Annotated in this window: 23 protein-coding genes; 13 read left to right on the forward strand and 10 right to left on the reverse strand. The window is 61.6% G+C overall.

The window, feature by feature from the left end; genetic code table 11:
* Positions 1–30 precede the first annotated feature (30 nt).
* Positions 31–261, reverse strand: coding sequence for a hypothetical protein (locus VW35_RS12025; RefSeq protein ID WP_046143283.1), 231 nt, complete (start codon positions 259–261; stop codon positions 31–33).
* A 99-nt stretch (positions 262–360) separates the two neighbouring features.
* Between VW35_RS12025 and VW35_RS12030 the strand changes: the two genes are divergently transcribed.
* The gene (locus tag VW35_RS12030; protein WP_046143284.1) at positions 361–978 is read left to right on the forward strand and encodes a TetR/AcrR family transcriptional regulator; all 618 of its coding nucleotides are present in this window, start codon (positions 361–363) and stop codon (positions 976–978) included.
* Positions 979–1,051: 73 nt separating this feature from the next.
* Here the strand turns inward: VW35_RS12030 and VW35_RS12035 are convergent, their stop codons facing one another.
* Positions 1,052–2,002 carry a peptidylprolyl isomerase gene (locus tag VW35_RS12035; RefSeq protein ID WP_046143285.1) on the reverse strand — a complete coding sequence of 317 codons (951 nt, stop codon included), beginning with the start codon at positions 2,000–2,002 and terminating at the stop codon, positions 1,052–1,054.
* A gap of 399 nt (positions 2,003–2,401) precedes the next feature.
* Between VW35_RS12035 and secA the strand changes: the two genes are divergently transcribed.
* Positions 2,402–5,134, forward strand: coding sequence for a preprotein translocase subunit SecA (gene secA / locus VW35_RS12040; RefSeq protein ID WP_046143286.1), 2,733 nt, complete (start codon positions 2,402–2,404; stop codon positions 5,132–5,134).
* A gap of 185 nt (positions 5,135–5,319) precedes the next feature.
* Here secA and VW35_RS12045 read toward each other — a convergent pair whose 3' ends face one another.
* The 4 genes from VW35_RS12045 to VW35_RS12060 form a co-directional block, all read right to left on the reverse strand.
* Positions 5,320–6,309, reverse strand: coding sequence for an esterase-like activity of phytase family protein (locus tag VW35_RS12045; RefSeq protein WP_046143287.1), 990 nt, complete (start codon positions 6,307–6,309; stop codon positions 5,320–5,322).
* Positions 6,309–8,195 (reverse strand): cobaltochelatase subunit CobT, encoded by a 1,887-nt coding sequence (gene cobT, locus VW35_RS12050; RefSeq protein ID WP_046143288.1) that lies wholly within the window; start codon positions 8,193–8,195, stop codon positions 6,309–6,311. Before cobT ends, VW35_RS12045 begins: the two co-directional genes overlap by 1 nt.
* A gap of 159 nt (positions 8,196–8,354) precedes the next feature.
* The gene (gene cobS, locus VW35_RS12055) at positions 8,355–9,338 is read right to left on the reverse strand and encodes a cobaltochelatase subunit CobS (RefSeq protein ID WP_046143289.1); all 984 of its coding nucleotides are present in this window, start codon (positions 9,336–9,338) and stop codon (positions 8,355–8,357) included.
* A gap of 126 nt (positions 9,339–9,464) precedes the next feature.
* Entirely contained in the window at positions 9,465–10,091 is a 627-nt protein-coding gene (locus VW35_RS12060) for a J domain-containing protein (RefSeq protein ID WP_046143290.1), read from the reverse strand.
* A 43-nt stretch (positions 10,092–10,134) separates the two neighbouring features.
* Between VW35_RS12060 and VW35_RS12065 the strand changes: the two genes are divergently transcribed.
* Positions 10,135–10,410, forward strand: a complete 276-nt coding sequence (locus VW35_RS12065) for a BolA family protein (RefSeq protein ID WP_046143291.1) — start codon at positions 10,135–10,137, stop codon at positions 10,408–10,410.
* Between the two features lie 78 nt (positions 10,411–10,488).
* Here the strand turns inward: VW35_RS12065 and aroB are convergent, their stop codons facing one another.
* Entirely contained in the window at positions 10,489–11,604 is a 1,116-nt protein-coding gene (gene aroB / locus VW35_RS12070) for a 3-dehydroquinate synthase (RefSeq protein WP_046143292.1), read from the reverse strand.
* A gap of 11 nt (positions 11,605–11,615) precedes the next feature.
* Positions 11,616–12,191 (reverse strand): shikimate kinase, encoded by a 576-nt coding sequence (locus VW35_RS12075; protein ID WP_046143293.1) that lies wholly within the window; start codon positions 12,189–12,191, stop codon positions 11,616–11,618.
* Between the two features lie 127 nt (positions 12,192–12,318).
* On the opposite strand from VW35_RS12075, the gene VW35_RS22285 reads away from it, so the two are divergent.
* The 5 genes from VW35_RS22285 to VW35_RS12100 all read left to right on the forward strand — a co-directional run bounded on the left by VW35_RS22285 (position 12,319) and on the right by VW35_RS12100 (position 16,599).
* On the forward strand, positions 12,319–12,534 hold the full coding sequence (locus VW35_RS22285) for a hypothetical protein (protein ID WP_425283767.1): 216 nt from the start codon (positions 12,319–12,321) through the stop codon (positions 12,532–12,534).
* On the forward strand, positions 12,531–13,439 hold the full coding sequence (locus VW35_RS12085; RefSeq protein WP_046143294.1) for a site-specific tyrosine recombinase XerD: 909 nt from the start codon (positions 12,531–12,533) through the stop codon (positions 13,437–13,439). Before VW35_RS22285 ends, VW35_RS12085 begins: the two co-directional genes overlap by 4 nt.
* A 162-nt stretch (positions 13,440–13,601) precedes the next feature.
* Positions 13,602–14,555 carry an acetyl-CoA carboxylase carboxyltransferase subunit alpha gene (locus tag VW35_RS12090; protein WP_046143295.1) on the forward strand — a complete coding sequence of 318 codons (954 nt, stop codon included), beginning with the start codon at positions 13,602–13,604 and terminating at the stop codon, positions 14,553–14,555.
* 275 nt (positions 14,556–14,830) lie between these two features.
* Positions 14,831–15,814 (forward strand): L,D-transpeptidase family protein, encoded by a 984-nt coding sequence (locus VW35_RS21815; RefSeq protein WP_200896894.1) that lies wholly within the window; start codon positions 14,831–14,833, stop codon positions 15,812–15,814.
* A gap of 71 nt (positions 15,815–15,885) precedes the next feature.
* A complete protein-coding gene (locus VW35_RS12100) occupies positions 15,886–16,599 on the forward strand; it encodes a hypothetical protein (protein ID WP_046143296.1) in 714 nt (237 codons plus the stop codon).
* Positions 16,600–16,604: 5 nt separating this feature from the next.
* Here the strand turns inward: VW35_RS12100 and VW35_RS12105 are convergent, their stop codons facing one another.
* Positions 16,605–17,297 (reverse strand): queuosine precursor transporter, encoded by a 693-nt coding sequence (locus VW35_RS12105; protein ID WP_046143297.1) that lies wholly within the window; start codon positions 17,295–17,297, stop codon positions 16,605–16,607.
* A gap of 120 nt (positions 17,298–17,417) precedes the next feature.
* The gene (rpmB, locus tag VW35_RS12110) at positions 17,418–17,702 is read right to left on the reverse strand and encodes a 50S ribosomal protein L28 (protein ID WP_046143298.1); all 285 of its coding nucleotides are present in this window, start codon (positions 17,700–17,702) and stop codon (positions 17,418–17,420) included.
* 237 nt (positions 17,703–17,939) lie between these two features.
* On the opposite strand from rpmB, the gene VW35_RS12115 reads away from it, so the two are divergent.
* From VW35_RS12115 to VW35_RS12135, 5 genes are all read left to right on the forward strand, one after another.
* The gene (locus VW35_RS12115; RefSeq protein WP_046143299.1) at positions 17,940–18,713 is read left to right on the forward strand and encodes a DUF3108 domain-containing protein; all 774 of its coding nucleotides are present in this window, start codon (positions 17,940–17,942) and stop codon (positions 18,711–18,713) included.
* A gap of 843 nt (positions 18,714–19,556) precedes the next feature.
* The gene (locus VW35_RS12120; RefSeq protein ID WP_046143300.1) at positions 19,557–22,574 is read left to right on the forward strand and encodes a helicase-related protein; all 3,018 of its coding nucleotides are present in this window, start codon (positions 19,557–19,559) and stop codon (positions 22,572–22,574) included.
* A 6-nt stretch (positions 22,575–22,580) separates the two neighbouring features.
* Positions 22,581–22,985: an RNA-binding S4 domain-containing protein gene (locus VW35_RS12125; RefSeq protein WP_046143301.1), complete on the forward strand. Its 405-nt coding sequence runs from the start codon at positions 22,581–22,583 to the stop codon at positions 22,983–22,985.
* Positions 22,986–23,132: 147 nt separating this feature from the next.
* A complete protein-coding gene (fdxA, locus tag VW35_RS12130; RefSeq protein ID WP_046143302.1) occupies positions 23,133–23,471 on the forward strand; it encodes a ferredoxin FdxA in 339 nt (112 codons plus the stop codon).
* 364 nt (positions 23,472–23,835) lie between these two features.
* Complete coding sequence (locus VW35_RS12135; protein ID WP_046143303.1) at positions 23,836–24,402, forward strand: CarD family transcriptional regulator; 567 nt, start codon at positions 23,836–23,838, stop codon at positions 24,400–24,402.
* Positions 24,403–24,829: the final 427 nt, after the last annotated feature.

The raw sequence follows: 24,829 nt of genomic DNA on the forward strand, positions 1-24,829 counted from the left end.
CCTCGGGATGGACCCGAGGGATAGCACCGGTCAGGCGATGGCTTTTTTCTTGCCGGCGATAAAGGCGCCGAAGCGGGTCTGGATGAAGGGGACGATAAAGAAAACGATCGTCGTTGCCATGAAGGGGACGAGGATCATGCTGCGCTGCCAGAATTCCCAGCCGGGCGTGAGCGCGGCGACGACGGTGGCATAAAGGACAACGACGGGATAGACCGCAAAAGTCATCAGGAAGGCCATGCGGGCGCGGGCGGAGAAGGACATGCTAGAACCTCTATCGAAACGGTACGTTCCGTTAAATAACGAAACGAGCCGTTTCGTTCAAGTCTTTTCTTCGAAGTTATTTTGACCCATATAGAAGCCATGAACACTACAACTGAAGACACCGACGACAGAGCCCGCCGATCCATCGGCGCGCGGCGCAATCCGGCGAGCCAGGAAGCCATCCTCGATGCCGCAGAAGCCGTCCTCGAGGAATCCGGCATCGGTGGATTTTCAATCGAAGCAGTGGCGCGGCGGGCGCGGGCAGGAAAACCGACGATCTATCGTTGGTGGCCCAACCGGACGCTCCTCATGCTCGACGTCTATCGGCGGTTCAAGAATGCACGCGGGTTTCCCGACACCGGCTCGGTGCGTGGCGATCTCATCGCGCTGTTGCAGAACCATCTGCTGGGGTTCTGGAAGGATAGTCTTTGCGGCACGGTCTATCGGGCCATCATCGTCGAGGCGCAAAACGACCCGGACGCGGCGAAGGCACTTTACGCCTATCAGGAGGAGCGCAAGAAAGCGACCGAAGTGATCATCGAGCGCGCCAAGGCGCGCGGCGAGGTTGCCAAGGATGTCGATGGACGGCTCATCATCGACATGGTCGTTTCCTTTGCCTGGCACCAATTGCTGATCAACCGGCTCGACGAGGCGATGGGCTCGATCGAAGGCGTGGTGGACGGCGTGTTGATGGGCTGCGCGGGCTACAAGCGCTAGCACCAGCTTCGGCCCGCCCACAAAAAAGCCACCCGATCGAAACCGGATGGCTCAAAATCAATATGGGCGCAAATTACTGCTGCGCTGCTTCGCCTTCCGCAGGAGCGGCGGCAGCGGCGTCCTCGGCTTCCATGGCGGCCTTGAGTTCGGGATCGGTGACGTCGACGGTAACGCCGGACATCAGCTGCTCGACCTTTTCGTTGAAGACGCGCATCAGCACCTGCTGCTGGATCTGCGGGGCAACCTGTTCAAAGGCGGGCGGCTGGCTTTCGCGCTTTTCTTCGAGCTTGATGATATGCCAGCCGAACTGGGATTCGACAGGTGCCGAAACGTCGCCCGGATTGGCCAGCGCGAAGGCGGCCGTTTCAAACTCGGGGACCATCATGCCCTTCGAGAAGAAGCCGAGGTCGCCGCCATTGGCGCCTGAACCCGGGTCGATCGACTTTTCCTTGGCGATCGCTTCGAAATCGCCGCCGGCGTCGAGCTCGGCCTTGATGGCGTCGGCTTCTTCCTTGGTCTTGACCAGGATGTGGCGGGCGTGGACTTCTTCCTGCGGCTGGAACTGGGCGACATAGGTGTCGTACTCGGCGCGCACGGCTTCTTCGGTCACCTGGTTGGCGATCGCATCGGCGAAGTAGGCGCGGCGAAGAGCGCGCTCTTCAAGATATTTGAGACGCTGAGCAAAGATCGGGGTCTGGTCCATGCCAGCCTGCTTGGCGGCGCCAGCCATGACCTTCATGTCGATGAGCACGCGGAGCAGAAAGGCCCGGCGCTGCTCGGGCGGCATCTGCGCCAGATCCTGGGACAGGTCTTCGGCTGCGAAGCTGAGATCACCCTCCGTGATCGGTTCGCCGCCAACGGTAGCAATGACGGTTTCAGGCGTTACGGTCGCTGCCGGTGCCTCGGCGGCAGGAGCCTCGGCGGGCGCGGCTGCGTCCTGCGCGTAGGTGGCCGCGGCCGGCGCAGCAAGCAAAAGGGCGGCGAGGCTGATGGTGCGCATGAAACGCGTGGACAGGGTCAACATGAGAATCCGGGATCTCCTTGGCCGGTCGGCTGCGGACCGGTGTGATCGATTGGCGCTGGGCGCCACCTCTAATGCGCCCCTGCCTCACACGACAAGGGGGCCAAAATGTGCCGCTCGCCGGGCGCTTCACCGAACCGTGCACAGGTCAGGGAAAGCCGGGCGGGCAAGGTGTGGCCCATTTCGCCAACATTGACAAGACAAGACCCCACTCTTACATCTCAGCCGCTTTTTCAAAGCGTGGAGCTGGGCCGTCTGCCCTCGCTTTCCACGGATCAATCCACACGGGGAGCCAAAACGGCCTCCCAGAGTTGTGACGAGGCGAGATGGGCCGATGGCGCCCGTGGTTCATTAGCTGCCCGCCCCTTTCGCCACGCCACAGAAATTAAAGGATGAACACCCATGGCTCTCGCTGCGCTCGCTCGGCGGATTTTCGGATCGCCGTCGGATCGGCAGGTCAAGCGCTACCAGGGCAAGGTGGCCGCGATCAACGCCCTCGAGCCTGAGCTGGCCAAGCTGAGCGACGAGGAACTGCGTGCGCGCACTGCCGAGTTCAAGGCCCAGCTCGAGCAGGGGGCCGATCTGGAAGATCTCATCGTCCCCGCTTTTGCAACGGTCCGCGAGGCCTCGAAACGTGTGCTCGGCATGCGGCACTTCGATGTGCAGCTCATCGGCGGCATGGTGCTCAACGATCGCGCCATCGCCGAAATGCGCACCGGTGAAGGCAAGACGCTCGTTGCAACGCTGGCCGTCTATCTCAATGCGCTGGCCGGCAAGGGCGTTCACGTCGTCACCGTCAACGATTACCTCGCCCGCCGCGACGCCGGCTGGATGGGCCAGATCTACAACTTCCTTGGTCTTTCGACGGGCATCATCGTCCATGGCCTGACCGACCAGCAGCGGCGCGAAAACTACGCGGCCGACATCACCTACGGCACCAACAACGAATTCGGCTTCGATTACCTGCGCGACAACATGAAATATGCGCGCAACCAGATGGTGCAGCGCGGACATGCTTTCGCGATCGTCGATGAAGTGGACTCGATCCTCATCGACGAAGCGCGTACGCCGCTAATCATCTCCGGCCCCTCCGAAGACCGCTCCGAGCTTTACATGAAGATCGACGCGTTGATGCCGATTATCGGGGACGGCGATTTCGAGCTCGATGAAAAGCATCGGGCCGCGACCTTCACCGACCAGGGCGTCGAAAAGCTCGAAGCCGCGCTATCGGAAGCAGGACTACTCAAGAGCGCATCGATGTATGACGTCGAAAACGTCGCGCTCGTCCACCACGCCAATTCCGCTCTTCGCGCCCATAAGCTCTTCCGCAAGGACAAGGACTATATCGTCCGCGATACGCCCGAGGGCGGCGAAGTCGTCATCATCGACGAATTCTCGGGCCGCATGATGCCGGGCCGCCGCTATTCGGAAGGCCTGCACCAGGCGCTCGAAGCCAAGGAAAAGGTCAAGATCCAGGCAGAAAACCAGACCCTCGCGTCGATCACGTTCCAGAACTATTTCCGCCTTTACGAAAAGCTTGCCGGCATGACCGGTACGGCCTCGACGGAAGCGGAAGAATTCGCCGATATCTACAATCTCGGCGTCGTCACCATTCCAACCAACCTGCCGGTGCAGCGTATCGACGAAGACGATGCGATCTACCGCACCGCCGCAGAAAAGTTCGATGCCATTGCCGAGCTGATCAAGGAATGCCAGAGCCGCGGCCAGCCGGTGCTCGTGGGCACGACCTCGATCGAAAAATCGGAAATGCTCGCGGATATTCTCCGCAAGAAGAACGTTGGGCAGATGAACGTGCTTAACGCGCGTCACCACGAGCAGGAAGCCTTCATCGTCGCCGATGCCGGTCTGCCGGGTGCGATCACCATTGCAACCAACATGGCTGGCCGCGGCACCGACATTCAGCTCGGTGGTAACCTCGAAATGCGCATCGAGCGCGAGGCCAAGGATCTCGAGGGCGAGGCCCGCGAAGCCAAGATCGCCGAGATCAAGGCCAAGATCGCCGATGAAAAGCAGAAGGCTCTTGCTGCCGGCGGCCTGATGGTGATCGGCACCGAACGGCACGAATCGCGCCGTATCGACAACCAGCTGCGTGGCCGCTCCGGCCGCCAGGGCGACCCGGGCCACTCCAAATTCTACCTGTCGCTGCAGGACGACCTGATGCGCATCTTCCCGGTGGAATCGATGGATTCCATGCTGGGCAAGCTCGGTCTCGAACAGGGCGAAAGCATCACCCATCCGTGGGTCACCAAGGCGATCGAGCGCGCGCAGGGCAAGGTCGAAAGCCGCAACTTCGACATTCGCAAGAACATCCTCAAATACGATGACGTGATGAACGATCAGCGCAAGGTGATCTTCGAACAGCGCCTTGAATTCATGGATGCCGAAGACGTCAGCGAGACGGTCACCGAAATGCGCCATGACGTGGTCGACAATATCGTCGCCAAGGCCATTCCGCCGCGCTCCTACCCCGAACAGTGGAACACTGAGCAGCTGCAGGCAGCGGCCAAGACCTATCTCAATATCGATGTGCCAATGGCCGAATGGGCCAAGGAAGAAGGCATCGATGCCGAAACGGTCGAAACCCGTATCCGCGAGGCTGCAGATGGGCTCATCCAGGCCAAGGCGGACAAATATGGTCCGGTGATGCGCCAGGTGGAAAAGTCAATCCTCCTCCAGTCGATTGACGGGCTCTGGCGCGAGCATCTCGTCATGCTCGACCATCTCTCCAAGGTCGTCGGCTGGCGCGGCATCGCCCAGCGCGACCCGCTCAACGAATATAAGCAGGAAGCCTATGAGCTCTTTCAGGCGCTGCTTGGCAACCTCCGCGAACTCGTCACCACGCAGTTGAGCCACATCGAAATCCAGATGCGCCAGCCCGATCCGGCGCCGGCCCCTGATCTCAGCGGTCTGACCGAAACCCATATCGATCCGATCACCGGCGAAAACGATGCGGACGACGTCAGCCCGACCATCGCGGCGAGCCTTGGCGCCACGGGCGAAGACCCGTCGTTAAAGCCGCTCGATCCCAAATTGCTGGTGGGGCTGTCGCGCAACGCACTTTGTCCTTGTGGGTCAGGCAAGAAGGTCAAGCACTGCCACGGCGCTTTCGTTTGATTTCGTGTCCTATCGAGAGTGGGGCCCCGGAGTAATCCGGGGCTCCTTTTGTTTTATGGTGCCTCCGATGAGTCCGGCGTCGTTACCACCGGGCTTGTCATTGTTGTCCATACAGAGGCGAAACGGGTTGCCCGGACAATCCGGGTGATGACGATGAAGGTGTAGGCTGCGTCCAGGCCAGTGCCCTAGTCCGGGAGCGCGAACTCCAGCAGCAACTGACGCTGCCAATCGTTGAAATTGTTATCCGAGCCGATAAGAATGCGCGTTTCCCCGCCCGGGGTCACGTGGACCATGATCGATTCCATGTTGTCGATCTCGCCGCCTTCGGCCGACAGCAAAAGCTCGCCTTGCATTAGGTTGCCGGGGCGCACCTCGGCAGCCGGAACGCGGCGGAGGTTCATGACGAAGCTGAAAAGAGCGACACCGCGCTCGAGGACGAGAAGATCGCCATTGGGCAGGAAAGCACAGTCGGTGGGATTGACGATCGGGGAATTGCGGTAAGTCACCGGCCCCTTGTCGTTCTGGCCAAGGAAGTGGCCCCGATGATTGCCGTTCTCATCGAGCGCTTCTTCGGTGAGGAGCAAGGTCGATCCGGCGATGGGTGATGCCGGAGGCGCAATGCAGATCGATTCCAGGGATTTGTTGGTCCGAAGGTCGGTCATCCATTGGGGAATGGTGAGTTCCCGCGCCGGGCCGCCCGGGCGCCCATCGGTGATGGCAAAATCGGCAACGCGCGTCAGATTTTCGAAGCTGACGCGAACGGCCACCGGCTGTCCATCGCGATAAACCGTGTCCATGCCCTCTGCGTCGCGCGCATATTGGCGGGGGAGGGGCGCGCCGCGCGAATTCTGTATCGGGTCCATGGTAACACCGATGAGGCTGAGGAGCCGGTCGTCCTGGTCGTAGGCCAATTTGCCGGAGACGAACTGACCACGATCGGTGACGAACGCAACGTTCTGGTCGGGTCCGGTCGTTGTAATGCTCGAAACGCCGCCGAAAAGATCGTCCTGCGACTGCAGCGTCAGGCCGCCCCGAAAGATTAGCTTGTCGACAGGCTGGTCGAGTTGCGCTCCCTTGAAGCGGCTGACTTGAGCGGCCGTCACCGTGACATCGAGCGCCATGGTGGGTTGTGCCACGGCCAGGACCACAAGAAGCGAGGCGGCCCGACGCAACATCAGCGGGCGCGCCGCCTTGCCGGTCCGGGCATTTCCTCGTCAAAGAGCGCTGCCAGTTCGTCGGTCAGGGCGCCGGCAAGCTCTTCGGCATCGAGCAGGGTCACCGCACGGCGATAGTAGCGCGTGACGTCATGGCCGATGCCAACGGCAACCAGCTGGATGGGCGAACGCGTTTCGATATCCTCGATCACCTGGCGCAGGTGTGCTTCGAGATAATTACCGGCGTTGACCGACTGGGTGGAATCGTCGACCGGCGCGCCGTCCGAAATCACCATGAGGATGCGCCGCTGCTCGGGCCGGGCCATCAGGCGCTTGCGCGCCCATTCGAGCGCCTCGCCATCGATGTTTTCCTTAAGGAGCCCCTCGCGCATCATCAGGCCGAGATTACGGCGCGCATGGCGCCACGGCTCGTCTGCGGCCTTGTAGATGATGTGGCGGATATCATTGACGCGGCCGGGGTTGGGCGGGCGATTGGCTTCGAGCCAGGCTTCACGCGATTTGCCGCCCTTCCAGGCGCGGGTGGTGAAGCCAAGGATCTCGACCTTGACGCCGCAGCGCTCGAGGGTCCGCGCAAGGATATCGCCGCAGATCGCTGCAATGGTGATCGGACGGCCGCGCATCGAGCCGGAATTGTCGATCAGGAGCGTGACGACCGTATCGCGGAAATCGGTGTCGTTCTCGACCTTGAAGCTCAGGGCCTGCATGGGATCGGTGACTACTCGCGTCAAACGCGCGGTATCGAGCAGGCCTTCTTCGAGATCGAACTGCCAGCTCCGGTTCTGCTTGGCCATCAGGCGGCGTTGCAGCTTGTTGGCGAGACGGGCAACCGCGCCAGCCAGGTTCTCGAGCTGCTTGTCGAGCAAGGCGCGCAGTTGGTCGAGTTCGTCAGGCGGGCAAAGTTCGGCTGCCTTGACGATCTCGTCGAACTTGGTGGTGAAGACCTTATAGTTGAACTGGTTGGAAAGACGCTCGCCGCCGTCCTTGGCGGGCGGTGGCATGGGCGCATCTTCGCCGGCCTCGGCCTCCGCGTCGTCGTCGGTGTCGGCCATATCGGCTTCCATGCCTTCGACGTCGCCGGTTTCTTCGCTCTCGCCGGCCTGCTGGTCTTCTTCGGCCTCGGATTGCTCGTTCTCGCCTTCGCCCTGCTCGGGCGACTGGTCCGAGCCCTGGGCCTGCTCGGGCTGGCTGTCATTGGTCTCGTCTTCGTTGGCGGCATCGCCGTCGTCGAGGTCGCTTTCAGCGATCAGATTGAGATCACGAAGAACGGCTTTGACTGCCTTGGAAAAATCTTCCTGGTTCTCATAGGTCGCGAGCAGCTTGTCGAGCGAACCGCCGGCTTTGGATTCGATTTCCGCCCGCCAGAGATCGACGAGCGCATGACCCGATGGCGGCACCGGCACGCCGGCAAGCTTTTCGCGCAGCATCAAGCCCAGCGCTTCGGCGAGCGGGGCTTCGGCCTTATCGTCGATTTCTGCAAAATTGGCGCGGAAGAGGCGATCTTCCAGCATCTCGTGAATGTTGCCGCCCATCCCCGGCATGCGGATAACGCCGAGCGATTCGACGCGGGCCTGTTCGAGCGCATCGAAAGCGGCCCGCGCCTGCGGATCCATGGGCGAGCGCTTGCGGTGCGCATCGGCATCGTGGCTGGCAAGACGCATGGCCATGGCATCGCCTTGCCCGCGGGCAATGGCGATATCGCGCTTGGTCGGCAGCCGCGGCAGGTTGGCGAGCCGCGCCTTGTCCGAGGTCAGCAGCGGCCTGTCGGCCGTGAAGGTGACTTCCAGTTCAGCCTTGGCGCCAATGGCCCGCACCGTGGCGCCCATGGCCGATTTGAAGGCCTGGGTCTGGTCGGGCTTATTGGGCTTGTTGCGCGGGGGCTGTGCCATGGTCGTCTCGTCCGATTGACCCCTTTGCCCAACCCTCTCGCGGAACAGTTCGAGGATGCGCTTCGGAGCTGGAACGGCCGCCGCGTTGCCCTTCCCGGAGGAAAAGGTGGCCCGCAGGGCCGCATGAGGGGGCCTCCCGAGCGCTCGGGAGGCTGTTTCTTAAGCGGTGACGGCGAGGTTCGCCGAGGATTCCGGCAGATCTTCGCCGAACACGCGCTGGTAGAACTCGGCCACCACGGGGCGCTCGAGCTCGTCGCACTTGTTGAGGAAGGTCAAGCGGAACGAGAAGCCGACATCGCCACCAAAGATCTGGGAATTTTCAGCCCAGGTGATCACCGAGCGCGGGCTCATCACGGTCGAAAGGTCGCCATTGATGAAGGCCGAGCGCGTCAGATCGGCTAGGCGCACCATGTTGGAAACGAGCTTCCTGCCCTTTTCGGTTTCGGCATAGGTTTTGTTCTTGGCCAGAACGATGCCGACTTCCTTGTCGTGAGGCAGGTAATTGAGCGTCGTGACGAGGCTCCAGCGGTCCATCTGACCCTGGTTGATCTGCTGGGTGCCGTGATAGAGGCCCGAGGTGTCACCAAGACCGATGGTGTTGGTGGTCGAGAACAGGCGGAAGGCCGGATGGGGCACGATCACGCGGTTCTGGTCAAGGAGCGTCAGACGGCCCGACTGCTCCAGCACGCGCTGGATCACGAACATCACGTCCGGGCGGCCGGCGTCGTATTCGTCAAAGACGAGCGCGATGTTGTTCTGCACGGCCCAGGGCAGGATGCCATCACGGAATTCGGTGATCTGCTTGCCGTCCTTGAGCACAATCGCGTCCTTGCCGACGAGGTCGATACGCGACACGTGGCTATCGAGATTGACCCGGACCAGCGGCCAGTTGAGGCGCGCCGCGACCTGCTCGACGTGAGTCGACTTGCCGGTGCCGTGATAGCCCTGGATCATTACGCGGCGATTGTAAGCGAAGCCGGCAAGGATCGCGAGCGTGGTGTTGCGGTCAAAAAGATAATCGGGGTCGACAGGCGGGACGTGATCGGTTCGCTCGGCATAGCCCTTGACCACCATATCGGTATCGATGCCGAAAAGGTCGCGTGCCTTGTATTCGGTGTCGGGGAGATTGGTGAACTCGGTCATGGCTAGGGCTCGTGGATTTCGAAAATTCTTTGGCGGGAGGCGCGTTCGCCCGGGGCTCTATAGCAGCAATGCTGACGTGCTGGTAGCCAAACTGTCACGTTTGCGACCCGCCGCGCCAGACTGCAATCAGCGTGCAACGAAGCCCGATTTCTTGAGATGGGAATAGGCGGCAATGATGGTTCGCAGCTTTTCTTCCGATGAACGATCGCCACCGTTGACGTCGGGATGGTGCATCTTCACGAGGTTTTTGTAAGCGTGCTTGATGTCGTCCGACTTGGCATGTCCGGAAAAGCCCAGTTGTTCCAGGGCGCGCCGATCGTTTTCGTTGAGAGGCTTTACCCGCTCGGCGGCCGGGCGCTGGGACTGGCGATAGCGATATTTGGCGAAGACTCCGAAAGGGTCGCCATATTTGTCGCCGGGACGCATGCTTGCCGTGCGGCCAGCGGCGCGGGCATTCTGCGGATTGCCGGTGGCAAAACTCGATCGCGACTCGGCCTTGGGCGGGGTCGTCAGGGCTTCGTCCAACTCTTCCTGGCTCATGCCGGCAAAGAAATTGAAGGCCTTATTATAGTGCCGGACGTGCTCGAGGCAGAAGTGATGGTACTGCCCCTCGCTGCGCGGTCCCTTGGGCGCGCGATACTCGCCGGCCTCTTCGCATCCCTCCCATTCACAGGTGAATTCAGCCGGCTCGGGCTTTTCTTCCCGGCGCGGTCGGATGCGGATGGATTCAAAAAGCTTGGATTGCTGTTTCATAGCACCTAGGTGAAAGCACAAAAGTTCAAGCGGAGCCTGCCTCATGTCCACGAGGGACACGATCATAACAAAACTCACCGAGCGGTTCTCACCCCTCCACCTCGAAGTGATCGACGAATCGAACAAACATCGAGGCCATGCCGGATGGCGCGAAGGGGGCGAGACCCATTTCCGAGTCAGAATCGCGACCCGCGATCTTGACGGCTTGAGCCGCGTGGCGCAACACCGCGCGGTATTCGAAACGCTGGACGCCGAGCTCAAGGACCGCGTCCATGCACTCAATATCGAGGTTCTGCCGGCTGGTCAGCAGCAGGCTTAGCCCTTTGTCGTCATTGCCGGAGTTTATCCCGGCAATCCACCGACTTCATAACGCCGCTCGCAAACCGCAGCGAAACGATCAGGCTTTCCGCATCTCTTCCAAAAATGCCGAAACCTTGGCGGGATCGACATTTTTTTCGATGAAGGCCTGTCCTATGCCTCGCGTCAGGATGAAAGTCAGTGCCCCGCGCGAGACTTTTTTGTCTTGCGCGATGGCGGCCATCAACGTTTCCGTCGAGCCCAAGGATCCGGGGATGTCGGCCAATGTGGTGGGTAGCCCCGATTTTCGCAAGTGGGCGGCAACGCGGCCCGCATCCTGACCGGGTGCGAGGCCGAGGCGGTTGGAGAAGGTATGGGCCAGCACCATGCCGATCGACACGCCCTCACCATGAAGTAGGCGGTCGGAATAGCCGGTGTCTTTCTCGAGCGCATGGCCAAAGGTGTGCCCGAGATTGAGGAGGGCACGGACGCCGGTTTCCCGCTCGTCCTCGATCACGACGCGCGCCTTATGGGCGCAACACCGAGCGATGGCTTCGCCTCGGGCCGGGCCGCCGGCAAAAATCTCGGCGTGGTTGGCTTCCAGCCACTCAAAGAATTCGGGATCATCGATGAGGCCATATTTGACGACTTCGGCATAGCCGGCAGCGAACTGGCGCGGCGACAAGGTGTCGAGCGCCGAAAGATCGGCCAAGACCAGCTTTGGCTGGTGAAAGGCGCCGACAAGATTCTTGCCATGGGGTGAGTTTATGCCTGTCTTGCCCCCGACCGAAGAATCGACCTGGGCCAGGAGGGAGGTCGGCATCTGGACGAAATCCATGCCGCGGCGTGTGATCGAGGCAGCAAAGCCGGCAAGATCACCGACCACGCCGCCGCCGAGCGCGATGACGAGATCGTTGCGCTCGAGCTTGGCGGCAAGGAGGCCTTCGACGACGATTTGCACGTGCTCCCAGCTCTTGGTGCTTTCGCCGGCCGGGACAGTGATCGTCTGGTGGGCGAGGCCCGCCTTATCGAGACTGGCGAGGAGCCGCGGCAGTTGGGCCCTGGCGACCTCGGTGTCCGTGACGATGCCATAGCGGCAGCCGGGGAATTTTTCGCCAAGGATCGCACCGGCGTGGTCGAGCAGATCGGGACCGATCAGAATGTCATAGGCCCGCTCGCCCAGGGCGACGTGCACTGTGTGAGAGATTTGGGCCATGAACCAAGCTTTCAGCGCAGGTGGTTGAGGAGGGCGGTGATGATGTCAGCGGCGACGCTGTCTTGCGGCACATCGCGGCTCAAGACCGTCACGTCGGCCTCCGCATAGATGGGGTACCGATCTTCGATCAGCTTTTCGAGCGTGGCCCGGGGGTCAGCGGTCTTGAGCAGCGGGCGGTTGGAGCGACGGGATACGCGCTCGAAAAGGATGTCGAGGTCGGCCTTGAGCCAGACGGACACCGCGCCGTCCTTGACGAGCCGCCGGGTTTCGCTGTTGACGAAAGCGCCGCCGCCGGTTGCGAGGACGAGATCGTTTTCCTTGAGCAACCGGGAGATGACCCGCATTTCGCCCGCCCGGAATTCAGGTTCGCCGCGCTGGGCGAAAATCTCCGGGATGGTCATTTGCGCGGCTTTCTCGATCTCCTCGTCGCTATCGAGAAAACGGCGGCCCAGACGGGTGGCAAGGCGCCGGCCAACGGTGGTCTTGCCCGCGCCCATCATGCCCACGAGAACAACCGGCCTACCAGCAAGGCGCTCGGCCAGTGCTTTGGCGCGCGCCGAGCGCGCACTGGTCTCCGATTTGCTCACGCGCGACGCCCTCCGTACAATTGTGCTTGAACCGGTCCGGGTGTGGGAAGTCAAGCGCCCTGCGATTTTGCCTACCGAAACGAAACCTTTCTGTGCCAGAGTTGGTGTCAATGCCGATTGGACTGACATGCCGACACTCTTTCGCCTGCTCATCACCATCCTCTTTCTGGCCGGGCTCGTTTATGCGGGCATGTTCGCGCTCGTTTCCTTTGTCGAGCCGCAGCCGAAGGAGCGGACGATAAACGTGCCGGCACGCGAACTTTTGGGTGAAACGGCGCCGACACGGCCGGGATTGCCGGCGCCGAACGTGACCAGTACGCCGAGCGAGACACCGGCCCAATGAGCCGCGACCTGATCGGTGCTTTTCTTGAAATGATGAGCGCCGAGCGCGGGGCGGCGGCCAATACCATTGCCGCCTATGGCCGGGATCTGGCGAATTATGCCGGGTTCGTCGCGGGCAAGAAACAGACGCTCCTGACCTGTCCGCGCGAGACGGTCATGGCCTATCTCGATGGGTTGAAAGCCGAGGGTTTGTCGGCGTCTTCGAGTGCGCGGCACTTGTCGGCGATCCGGCAGTTCCACAAGTTTTTATGCGCCGATGGCCTGCGGGGGGACGATCCGACGCGAATCGTTGCAAGCCCCAAGACGCGGCAGCCATTGCCGAAAGTGCTTTCGGTGGCCGAGGTCGACAAGCTTTTGAGCCTTGCAGAGGCGGAGGCGAATGAGGAGACGACGCCGGCGCGGCAGGATGCGGCGCGGCGGCTCTATTGCCTGCTCGAAATGCTTTATGCGACGGGGTTGCGCGTTTCCGAACTGGTGGCGCTCAAGCGTGCCTCGGTGATGCGGGAAGCGAGTTTTCTGACCGTCCGCGGCAAAGGCGGGAAGGAGCGCGTGGTGCCGATGAACGATCGGGCGCGCGACGCGGTACGGGCCTGGCTTGCAAGCCTAGAGCCCGGATCTCCCTGGCTTTTTCCGGCCAAGGGGGAGGCAGGGTACCTGTCGCGGCAGGTGTTTGCACGGGACTTGAAGGGGCTGGCGGCGCGGGCGGGAATTTCGTCTTCGCGGGTGGCTCCGCACGTTTTGCGGCATGCTTTTGCGAGCCATCTGCTGGCCGGTGGGGCCGATCTGCGCGTCGTGCAGATGCTCCTCGGACACTCCGATATTTCGACGACGCAGATCTATACGCACGTGCTCGACGAGAAGCTTAAAACGTTGGTCGAGACGCATCATCCGTTAGCAGCGCGTTAACGTTGAGCCGCCGTTAAGCGGGAACACGCGGTAATTCCCAGGCATTTGCCTTCTCAAACTTGACTCGGCATTGAACCGTCGCCACTTTCCGGCCACTTTAGGGCGCAAGAGCCGTGCCTCAAACAATCAGGGTCAGCTGAGCGACCCATACTGGCGGGTGGGATGCAGTCTTATCTCGATTTTGAAAAGCCGGTCGCCGATCTCGAAGCCAAGATCGCCGAACTCAAGTCATTGGCCGCTACCGACCAGGCGGTGTCGATCGACGAGGAAGTGAACCGGCTTTCCGCTCGCGCGGAAGAAGCGCTGGTGGAAATCTATCGCCGCCTGACGCCATGGCAGAAGACGCAGGTGGCGCGCCATCCGCAGCGGCCGCATTTTTCCGACTACGTGTCTTCGCTCGTTACCGAATGGACGCCGCTTGCCGGCGATCGCAAGTTCGGCGAGGACGCGGCGCTGCAGGCCGGCTTCGGCCGGTTCAACGGCGAGCCAGTTGCCATTCTCGGCCAGGAAAAGGGCAATTCGACCGAAACGCGGTTGAAGCACAATTTCGGCATGGCCAACCCCGAAGGCTATCGCAAGGCCGTGCGCATCATGGACATGGCCGACCGGTTCAATATTCCGGTGATCTCCTTTGTCGACACGGCCGGCGCCTATCCCGGCATCGGCGCGGAAGAGCGCGGGCAGGCGGAAGCCATCGCCCGTTCGACCGAGAAGGGTCTCGAACTCGGCGTGCCGAACATCGCCATCATCATCGGCGAAGGCGGCTCGGGCGGCGCGATTGCCATTGCCACGGCCAATCGCGTGCTGATGCTCGAAAACGCCATCTATTCGGTGATTTCGCCGGAAGCGGGCGCCTCGATCCTCTTCCGCGATGCTGCCAAGGCGCAGGACATGGCGACGGCGCAGAAGATCACGGCGCAGGACCTGCTGTCGTTCAAGGTGATCGACGGCATCATTCCCGAGCCGACGGGCGGTGCGCACCGCCATCATGGCCAGGTAATGGAATCGACCCGCGTCGCGATCCAGGACTTCCTCAACGAGTTCGGCAACAAGTCGCGGCTCGAAACGCGCGAGCATCGCCGCGAAAAGTTTCTGGCGATCGGCACGAATATCTGAACTTAAAAAGACCCCCGCGAGAGCGGGGGTTTTGCTTGAAGCATCTCTCGGCATGATTGAGCGGAGAGGAGATGGATTGCCGGGACATGCCCGGCAATGACGGCCGAGCCGGGGCATTCTCAGCTAGCCATAGGGCCAACCGTGCACACACTATTGCGTGAAAAGCGGGTGCTTTTCGGCAAGGAAATGCCCGTGGTAAAGGCTTCATTCACCCAGCCCACTCATGCTGCGCTAACCATTGCCTCCACCGGAGGCCGAATTTTGGGCCCTGTTTCGTGACTGCCAGCTTTTTTAACCGTGTCGGCGCAATCATCATCATTTTGTGGTTGGGCATCGGCCTTGCCGCCTGCTCCAACTTCGTCAAGGGCGGGGACAATCGTCATAATATTCCGCTCGCCCCGGCGCTGGTAAAGGCGCTGCAGGACATGGGATCCTCGCCCGGCGAGGGTATGGTGATCCGCATCTTCAAGAAAGAAGCGCAACTCGAGGTGTGGAAGCGCACGACCTCGGGGCAGTACAAGATCTTCAAGACCTACGAGATCTGCTCCTATTCGGGCAATCTTGGCCCGAAATTCAAGGAAGGCGATTATCAGAGTCCGGAAGGCTTTTATAATATCTCGCCGGGCCTGATGAACCCGAACTCGAACTATTACCTCGCCTTCAACACCGGCTTTCCCAACAAGTTCGATCGGGCCAATGGACGCACCGGCTCGAACCTGATGGTGCACGGGGACTGCAAGTCGGTCGGCTGCTACGCCATGACCGATGCCGGTATTGCCGAAATCTATGCCCTTGCCCGCGAGTCGTTCAAGGGCGGCAATCCGAGCTTTCAGGTGCAGATCTTTCCCTTCCGGATGACCACCGCGGCGCTGGCACAGAACGCTTCGAGCCCGCATGTCGACTTCTGGCGCAACATCAAGGAAGGCTACGACCTCTTTGACGTGACCAAGACGCCGCCGGCCTGGGATGTGTGTGAAAAGCGCTATGTGTTCAACCCGACTGCGACCGGTCTCGATGCCATGGGGCCGTGCCCGGCAGTGACGCAGAATGCCGAAGTCGAAGCGCGCAAGGTCGCCGACACCAAGGCGCTAGCCGACGCGGCCAATGTGGTCGAGCGGCAAGTGGCCGAACAGGCGGCCATCAAGGCGCGCGGCGAAGCGGTGAGCGGCTTTTTCGGCAGCATCGGCAATGTCTTTGGCGCTGGCCAGGCTCAACCTGCTGCGCCCGCCCCGGCGCCGCTGCCGCCGGTGTCCCAGTAAGCTTGCGGCGGGCTTAGTTCGGCCCCACTTTGGTGGGACCTGCAACCGCATATCAAGCGAGGAGCTGCCGGGTGGACCCGAAGCCGACCGAGCCGAAAGTGCCGGAAGTCGAAATTGGTGCGGTAACGCCCGATATGCGTGTTGCCGCAAGCGAAAAGCTCGGCGCGATCGCTCTCGACGTGCCGAACCGCCGGCGCCGCCGGGCGCGGCCAGGGGTTTTTCTTGCCGGGGTGGCCGCGATCGTCGGACTGGCGGCCTTGGGCACCAGCGTCTGGATCTATACCGAGATGCAGCGCGAAATGCTGCGCGTTTCCAAGGAAATCGCGCAGGTGCGCCTCAGTCTCGATCTCTATGCGCAGCGAACCAATGCCGCGGCGAGCCCGGGAGCTGCAGCGCCCGCCGACACCTCAGCCCTTTCAGCGCTCGAAAATCGTCTGGCGGTGCTCGAACAGAACTGGCGCACCCAACCAGGCGCCGGCGGCACCCAGCCGGCGACGCTGCCGCCGATTGCCGGCGCGCCGGTCGTTTCAGCCGAGAGCGATGGCGACTGCCTGCCTTCGGGCACGCGGCTGCTGGTTGCAGCCGGGGACAGCTATCCCGTGTGCGGCACCGAAGCGAGCGTTGACGTGATGAATGTCAGCAATGGCTATATTTCGCTCAAGGACGGCACGACCGTGCCATCCGGCTCGAGCGTGCCGCTCAATGGCACTGCCTGCATGATCGCGGTGACCTCCGGTGGCGACGAGGCCACCACCGGCTTTGCGGAAATTCGCGTCAGCTGCTGACGCCCTCAGGCGAGCGTCGTCTTGCCGAGCGGCGGCAGCGGCTTGAACCGCCCCATCAGCGCCCGGTAAGGCGCGAGCAGCACCAGCGCGGCGAGGAATTTTACCAGGAAGTCGCCGGCGGCAAGCGAAGTCCAGAGCGGCACTTCAGGCCCGACGCCGAGGAAGGGTGCGGGGAAGGGCAGCGAACCATCGGGCAGGCCGAAAAGCGTATCGACCCCGGCAAGGGCCGGCGAGAAGGCTACGGTGAAGAAGATGCCGGTATCGAGCATGGAGCCGAGGAGCGAGCCGATCAGCGGCGGCAGGAACCATGACCGTGCAGCGCGAAGACGCGAGAAGACGCCGATATCGAGCAATTGGCCGACAACGAAAGCCGAGGCCGAGGCAAGCGCGATGCGCTGGGTGGTGGCCGGCGGGCCGCCAGCGTTCCAAGGCAGTGGATTGAAGCTGAGATAGAACGACACCGCAAGCCCGACGAGGAAACCGACGAGGACGACGAGGCGGGCATTGCGCGACCCATCATAGCGATTGGTGAGATCGGTGATGAGAAAGGCGAAGGGGAAGGTGAAAGCGCCCCAGGTCAAAAGATCGGCGAGGTTGACCCCGCCAAGCTGCACCTGAAACGGATAGAGCACCAGGATATTGGACGCGGCAACGACCACGACCATGGCGAGAACCGCCAGGAAAAAACGAGACAGCATCAGAATGCACCTCTGTGAGCCGCGGGCCGGCAACAGACCGGAGCGGCATTGATGGGCTTACATAAAACAAAAGCCGCGCGGCTTTTGGCACGCGCGGCTTGAACCTGGGAGCGGAGGCGCTTAGGCGGCGAGGGCCGCGCGCACTTCCTTCTTGATGCCGAGAGCCAGCGGGGACAGATCGCCATCATCCTGCTTGAGGAGGAACGCATCGAGGCCACCGCGGTGCTCGACCGAACGCAGGGCAGCTGCGGAAACGCGCAGCTTGACCGGGCGCTGCAGCGCGTCGGAGATCAGCGTGACGTTGATCAGGTTCGGGAGGAAACGACGACGGTGACGGTTGAGCGCGTGGGAAACCGTGTTGCCCATCAAAACGCCTTTGCCGGTGAGTTCGCAGCGACGTGCCATCTATAGAATTCCTATTTGTGTAAAGGTCCTGCGTGGCGGGAAATCCCGCAACGGGCCTCGATTGTGATGAAATCTGCCGGGGTCTTAGAGAATATGACCCGGCGCGTCAAGCCAAACCGGCCTCAAAGGCCTGCGAGCGCCTTGCCAGTCATGCGCGAGGGCGGCACGTTGAGCCCTCACCGGTGATTCGCGGAACGGCCGGCAGTCGAGCCTCCGCCACGAGACGAGACGCCTATCTTGATCCGAACCAGCCTTGCCGCCCTTGCCCTTGTTCTTGGTCTTTACGGGGCCCATGCCGCCGAAGTCGATGCTTCGGCCAGTTATATCCTCACCCTTGGCGGCATCAATGTCGCCATGATGCAAGTGGACCTCAACGATACGGGGAGCACCTATACGCTCGACGTAAAGGCCAATGTCGCAGGCCTTGGGGCGATCGTTGCGAGCGGCACGGCCAATGTCACGGCCAAGGGGAGCTCAGCCGGCAACGCATTGCGCTCGGAAACCTTTGCGCTCGAAACGCGGGCCAATGGCGAGACCTTCACGGTCGATGTCGGCTTTTCCGGGCAGAACGTATCCTCGTTCAAGGTCGAGCCGCCGGTCGTCGAATATGATCGCGTTCCCATCGAGCGCAGCCACCTGACCGGCGTGGGCGATTTCGTTTCGGCTTTCGTCCTCAAGGCAGGCGCCCTCGACAAGGGGCTTTGCGACAAGCGGATGAAGATCTTTACCGGCGTCGAGCGGTTCAACCTCAACATGAGCTATGTGAGCGAGGACGAAGCGACTTCGCCGCGGACGGGCTATCAGGGCCCTGTGGTGCTCTGCTCGATCGATTATCAGCCGATCTCGGGACATTACGAAAGCAACGAGATGACCGCCTATCTGGCCGACCAGAGCCGCATCCTCGTCTGGTACATGCCACTGGGCCAAACAGGCTTCTATATCCCCTACCGCGTGCTTTTGGGCACTTCGATGGGGGATCTCTCGATGGTTCTGGTCAAAGCCGAAAGCTGAGGCGCTGTCCCGGGGCGGGACGGTCAAAGGGTTTTTTGCCAATTTTGCGGGTTTTGTTCCGCGGAAATGCTGGATCGAAACGTTAAGGGCGCTGCGGCGCCCTTTTTCTTTGCACTAACGAAGCAGCAGGAAAGGCGAGTCGAGAACCGAATTTAACGCCTTGTTCAGCGGGGTGAACGGGTTTTTGCTCGGTTGAGGGCGCGCAACCGCGGACTTGTGTCTCGGCGGGCCGACCACCCCCAAGGGTTGCCGGGAACAAACGGGCATTTCGGGCCTGGCCCTGATTCTGACCCTGTTCGTTCCGGGTTTGCACCGAAGGTTAAGGCCGGGAGCATTGTGCTGCCAAAACTGCACCGTCCTGGGACGGCGGAGATTTTAGGACCTTTCTAGAGCAATTCGGATTGGCCAGCGATGCTGGAGCGACCCAAGTTGGGACGGTCAAATGAAAATGGGTAAAGATTGTCCAAGCTCCCGGGCAGAGACTGGGAAGCGAAGGACTAATGGGTGAGAAAATTTGGTGGATGGGCACGGTAAGGGCGCATTCACGAAGGGCCGTAGCGAGCCGATTTTTACGATTTGGTAGGGAAGATGAAGCGGATTTTTGCTAGTCGTGCTCGTGAAGCGGGCTTTGATGAGGCGGTAGTGGGTCCCGTGGTGGCGCACCACCACCTGTGGCGGTGAACAAACCGGGATTATCGCTGCGAAACCGATTCTGTCCCTGTTCGTTCCTGCTGCGTTCCAAAGCTTAACCGGGCGGGCAGGTGTCACAAAAAGACGTGCTTTCGTGGGACAATGTTTCCGCCCTCTCGCCAGAGGCGGTTTGGCACCCTACATTGAGAAGCAATGACTTTTGCACCTTCCCAGTCGGTTAAGGCCATCTTGGGGCCGACCAATACCGGCAAGACCCACTTTGCCATCGAGCGCATGCTGGCCCATCCCACCGGGATGATCGGTCTGCCCCTGCGTCTTCTGGCGCGCGAGGTCTATGCCCGCGTCGTCGAGCGGGTCGGCGAGGGGGCCGTGGCGCTGGTGACGGGCGAAGAGCGCATCGTGCCGGCAAAGCCACGCTATTGGGTGGCGACGGTGGAAGCCATGCCGATGGATATTCACGTCGACTGCGTGGCGGTCGACGAAATCCAGACGGCGACGGATTTCGATCGTGGACACGTCTTTACCGATCGCATCCTCAAGGCACGCGGTTTTCACGAGACGCTGCTGCTCGGCTCGGGGACGATGGCCAATGTCATCCGCAAGCTGTTGCCGCATGCCGAGATCATCGAGCGGCCGCGGTTTTCCCAGCTGATGTATGCGGGATCGAAAAAGATTTCGCGCCAGCCGAGCCGCAGCGCCATCGTCGCGTTCTCGGCGCGGCAGGTCTATGCGATCGCCGAATTGATCCGCCGCGAGCGGGGCGGGGCGGCGGTGGTCATGGGCGCGCTTAGCCCCCGCACGCGCAATGCGCAGGTCGAGCTTTACCAGAATGGCGACGTGGATTTTCTCGTTGCGACCGATGCCATCGGGATGGGGCTCAATCTCGACATCCACCATGTCGCCTTTGCCGACGACATGAAATTCGACGGGCGCCAGAGCCGGCCGCTGACACCGGCCGAGATGGGGCAGATCGCCGGGCGCGCAGGGCGGCACAAGCGCAATGGCACGTTTGGGGTCACCGGCGGCACCGATGGGTTCGACGAGGAGCTGGTGGTGCAGCTCGAAACGCATGACTTCGAGCCGATCAAGGTTTTGCAGTGGCGCAATTCGGTGCTGGATTTTTCCTCGATCGACCGGCTGCGCTCGAGCCTTGAGAAATCCCCGGACGACAAGACGCTGACCCGCGTGCCGATCGCCACCGATCAATTGGCGCTGGAATTTTTGTCGCGCAACGAAGCCGGCGCGCTGGCGCGCGGCCACGAAGCGGTCAAACTCCTCTGGGAATGCTGTCAGATTCCCGACTACCAGGGAATTTCGCCGGCCGCGCATGGCGAGATCGTCACCCGGATTTTTTCGGATTTGAGGCAAAATGAATCGGTCAATGCAGACTGGATTGCCGAGCAGGTGCGCTTTTGCGACAATGCAGAGGGTGACATCGAGACACTTAGTCACCGGATCAAGCAGATCCGGACCTGGACCTTTGTCGCCAACCGCAAAAACTGGCTTGCAGACCCATCACATTGGCGCGAAAAGACCCGAGAGATTGAAGATCGCCTGAGTGATGCGCTCCACGAGCGTCTCACGCAGAGATTCGTCGACCGGCGCACCAGCGTGCTGCTCCGCCATCTGAAAGACAAACGTATGGTATCTCCCGAGATCAATGAGCGCGGCGAAGTGAGGCTTGAGGGCCATCTTCTCGGCACGCTCGAAGGCTTCCGCTTCACTTTGGCGCGTATGGATGGCGAACTTGACGCCAAGGGCACGCGCAATGCCGCGGATCAGGTCGTGGCTCCAGAGATCCGCAATCGCGCCGACAGGCTGGCGGGTGCGCCGAACGAAGAGTTCGTGCTGGCAACCGACGGGCGCCTGCGCTGGCGCGGCGACATCGTTGCCGAACTGGTCGAGGGCGACAGCCTTTATCGCCCGCGCATCCTGATCCTTGCCGACGAATCGCTGACCGGCACCGATCTCGAGCGCGTGCAGGACCGTCTGGGGCTCTGGCTGCGCCACCATATCAATACGACGCTCGAACAGGTCATGGCGCTCGAAGCGCCAGCCGATCTCGATGGTCCGGCGCGCGGTATCGCCTTCCAGCTTTTCGAGCATCTGGGCCTTCTGCCGCGCGGGCAGGTGGCCGACGAGGTCAAGAACCTCGACCAGGACGTCCGCGGCAAGATGCGCAAGCTCGGCATCAAGTTCGGCGCCTACCACATCTATCTGCCGCTTTCGCTCAAGCCGGCGCCGCGCGAACTGGCGCTGATTCTCTTTGCATTGCGCAATGGCGGCATCCGCCAGCCGGGCGTGACCGATATTCCTCATATCGTGCTGTCGGGTCGCACCTCCTTCCTTGTCGATCCGGAAGTCGATACGCGGCTTTACGAGATCGCCGGCTTCAAGGTGGCCGGCAAGCGCGCGGTGCGCGTCGATATTCTGGAGCGTCTTGCCGATATCATCCGGCCGCTGATCGCCATCGACCCTACCCGGTTCCAGGGCGAGCCGCCGGCTGGCGCCGCGGAAGGCAATGGCTTCCGCGTGACAGTTGAAATGACGAGCCTGCTGGGGTGCTCGGGCGAAGACTTTGCCTCGATCCTGACTTCGCTCGGCTATCGCGTGCGCCGCACGCCAAAGGCTGCAGCGCCCGTTGCCGACGCCGAAATCGGGGCGGAAGCGCCGGCGCTCGACGCGGTGCTGGCTGAAAACACGACGGATATCGATGCTCCAAGCGAAGAAGTGCCGGTCGCAGAAGCGGCTGTGGAAGCAGTTGTAGAAGAAGCGCCCGCTGCCGACGAAGGCGTCATCGACGAAGCCAAGGCAGCTGAAGCTGCCGTGCCCGCCGAGCCGGAATTCGACGAGATCTGGTTCCCCGGCGGTCGTCGCCATAACGACAACAACCACAATGGCCGCCGGCAGAACAACCGTCGCCCTGAAAATGGCGAGGGCGCCGAAGGCAAGGGGGGAGGTCGTGGCCGTCCGGATCGCTCGCGCCCCAAGGGCCCGCGTCGTCCGGAGGGTGAAGCAACTGCAGCGCGTCCCAATGGCAATACCCGCCCGGCAAATACCCGTCCCCAGCGCGAAGATCGCCAGCGTCCGGACAAGAACGAGCGCCCCGATCGCGGCAATGCGCGCCCGCCGCGTGAGGAACGTAAGGTTGCCTTCGATCCGGACAGTCCATTCGCCGCTCTTGCCGCCCTGCGCGGCAAGACAGAGTAAGCCTTTTTGACCGGGCCGGGCGAACCTCTCCACAAGGAGCGGCTCGACCGGTTCCTGTTTTTCTCGCGCGCCGTCAAATCGCGGACACTGGCGCAAAAAATCATCGAATCGGGCGCCATTCGCGTCAATTCGGAGAAGACAGACCGCAGCGATCACAAGATCGGGGCGGGCGATGTCTTGACGATGTCGCTCCATGGCCGGGTGCTCGTCTGGCGCATTCTCGATCCCGGAACGCGGCGCGGGCCGGCGAGCGAGGCGCAGGGGCTTTACGAAGATATGTCCCCGCCTGCGCCGCCCCGGCACGAACGCAGCGCGTTCGATGCAGCCATCGCCGAGCGCCCGACGGGCGCCGGGCGGCCAACGAAAAAAGAGCGCCGCGAGACCGACGCCTTACGGAACGAAGACGACTAGACAGGAATTTCTGCGAGACCCGATTTCTGCGCCAATCCGTCTCGCGCTAGCGCCTTGCCCGAAAAGCCAAAAGAGTTTAGCACCAAATCCGTTGAGACTGTCGCCGGCCCGCCCCGGCCGCGATGCCCGCCAAGGACTGCCCTTTCCATGACCTATATCGTCACTGACAATTGCATCGCCTGCAAATACACCGATTGCGTGGAAGTGTGCCCGGTGGACTGTTTCTACGAGGGCGAGAATATGTTGGTCATTCATCCCGATGAATGCATCGATTGTGGCGTCTGCGAACCGGAATGCCCGGCCGAAGCCATCAAGCCGGATACCGAAAGCGGGCTCGACAACTGGCTCGAACTCAACCGGAAATATTCTGCCGTTTGGCCCAACCTGACCGAGCGCCGCGACGAGCTGCCCGAGGCCAAGGAACGCGATGGTGAAACGGGCAAATTCGAGAAGTACTTCTCCGAAAAGGCCGGCGAAGGCGACTGAGGCTTCCTTGAGGCTGCCTTTCCGCCAGTTAAGTGGCAGAGGCGCCTGGATTCGTCACAGATTCATCGCACTGGAGGCGAAGTCGAGCGAACGCGGAGGCCCGCGATTCGTTCCTTTTGATTTTGCTGATTTTTTGTGCTATGGTCCCTCTAAATGCAGTCAAGCCCTTCACCCAGAGCGTGCCGCAAGGCACGATTTTTTTGACACAACATCTCCTGTTGCGTGGTGCTTCGGAACAAAGCGGAACCGAAGTCCATGGGTGCTCGTGCTGCAATCCGGCCCTCACAAGGGGCAGTAGTGTGGATGGACAGTCTTTGCCGCGAAGAACTGGTCATTCTGGGGCGTCAACAAGGAGTTCCAGCTTATGGTAGCCAAGAAGTCTCAGCAGAGGCTCGGATTCAAGACGGGTGAGTATATCGTCTATCCAGCCCATGGCGTCGGCCTGATCGCCAACATCGAAGAGCAAGAGGTCGCTGGCCTGACGCTCGAGCTGTTCGTGATCAGCTTCGAACAAGACAAGCTGACCCTTCGCGTGCCCGTGGGTAAAATCAAGTCTGTCGGCATGCGCAAGCTCGCCGAAGAAGACGAGGTCAACAACGCTCTGCACACCGTCACCGGCCGTGCTCGCGTCAAGCGCACCATGTGGTCGCGCCGCGCCCAGGAATATGAAGCGAAGATCAATTCGGGCGATTTGATCGCCATCTCGGAAGTCGTGCGCGACCTTTATCGCTCCGATGACCAGCCCGAGCAGAGCTATTCCGAACGCCAGCTCTTCGAGCAGGCCATGGACCGCATGAGCCGTGAAATCAGCGCCGTCAACAAGCTGACGCTGACCGAGGCCGTGCAGCTCATCGAAAAGCAGCTCGCCAAGAGCCCGAAGCGCACCAAGGCCGATGCCGCGGAAAGCGAAAGCGACGAAGAAGCCGCATAAGCGGTTTTTTGGAACGGAAGTTGAAAAGGCCGGCAGCGATGCCGGTCTTTTTGTTATTTGGCTTGTTTCGCAAGCGCGAGGGCCTGAAACGCGCTCACGTCTCCCGAAATGGCTGGATTGCCTTGCGACGGTTAGCGGCCGGTGCGGCGCCGTGGTCTTGGTGCAAGCGATCGGTTGATAGGAGCAGCGCCCCTGAATGGGGCTCATCTGGACGGATCTGGCCGACCCTCCGGACTTCCCGCGGGCTTGACCCGCGGGTCGCCCGTCCACGCCAAGGCGCTTTTGGCTCTCGCGCTGGCCCTCGGGTCAGGCCCGAGGGAAGATCAGCGGGCGGACCGGGTCGGCGAGGTCGACTGAGATATCCTCAGGCTACAGCAGTCTGGAATGCGCCTTGGCTTTACGGGATGGCAGCGTTGGCCAAAGGGAG

Source organism: Devosia soli (assembly GCF_000970455.1).
GTDB lineage: Bacteria > Pseudomonadota > Alphaproteobacteria > Rhizobiales > Devosiaceae > Devosia > Devosia soli.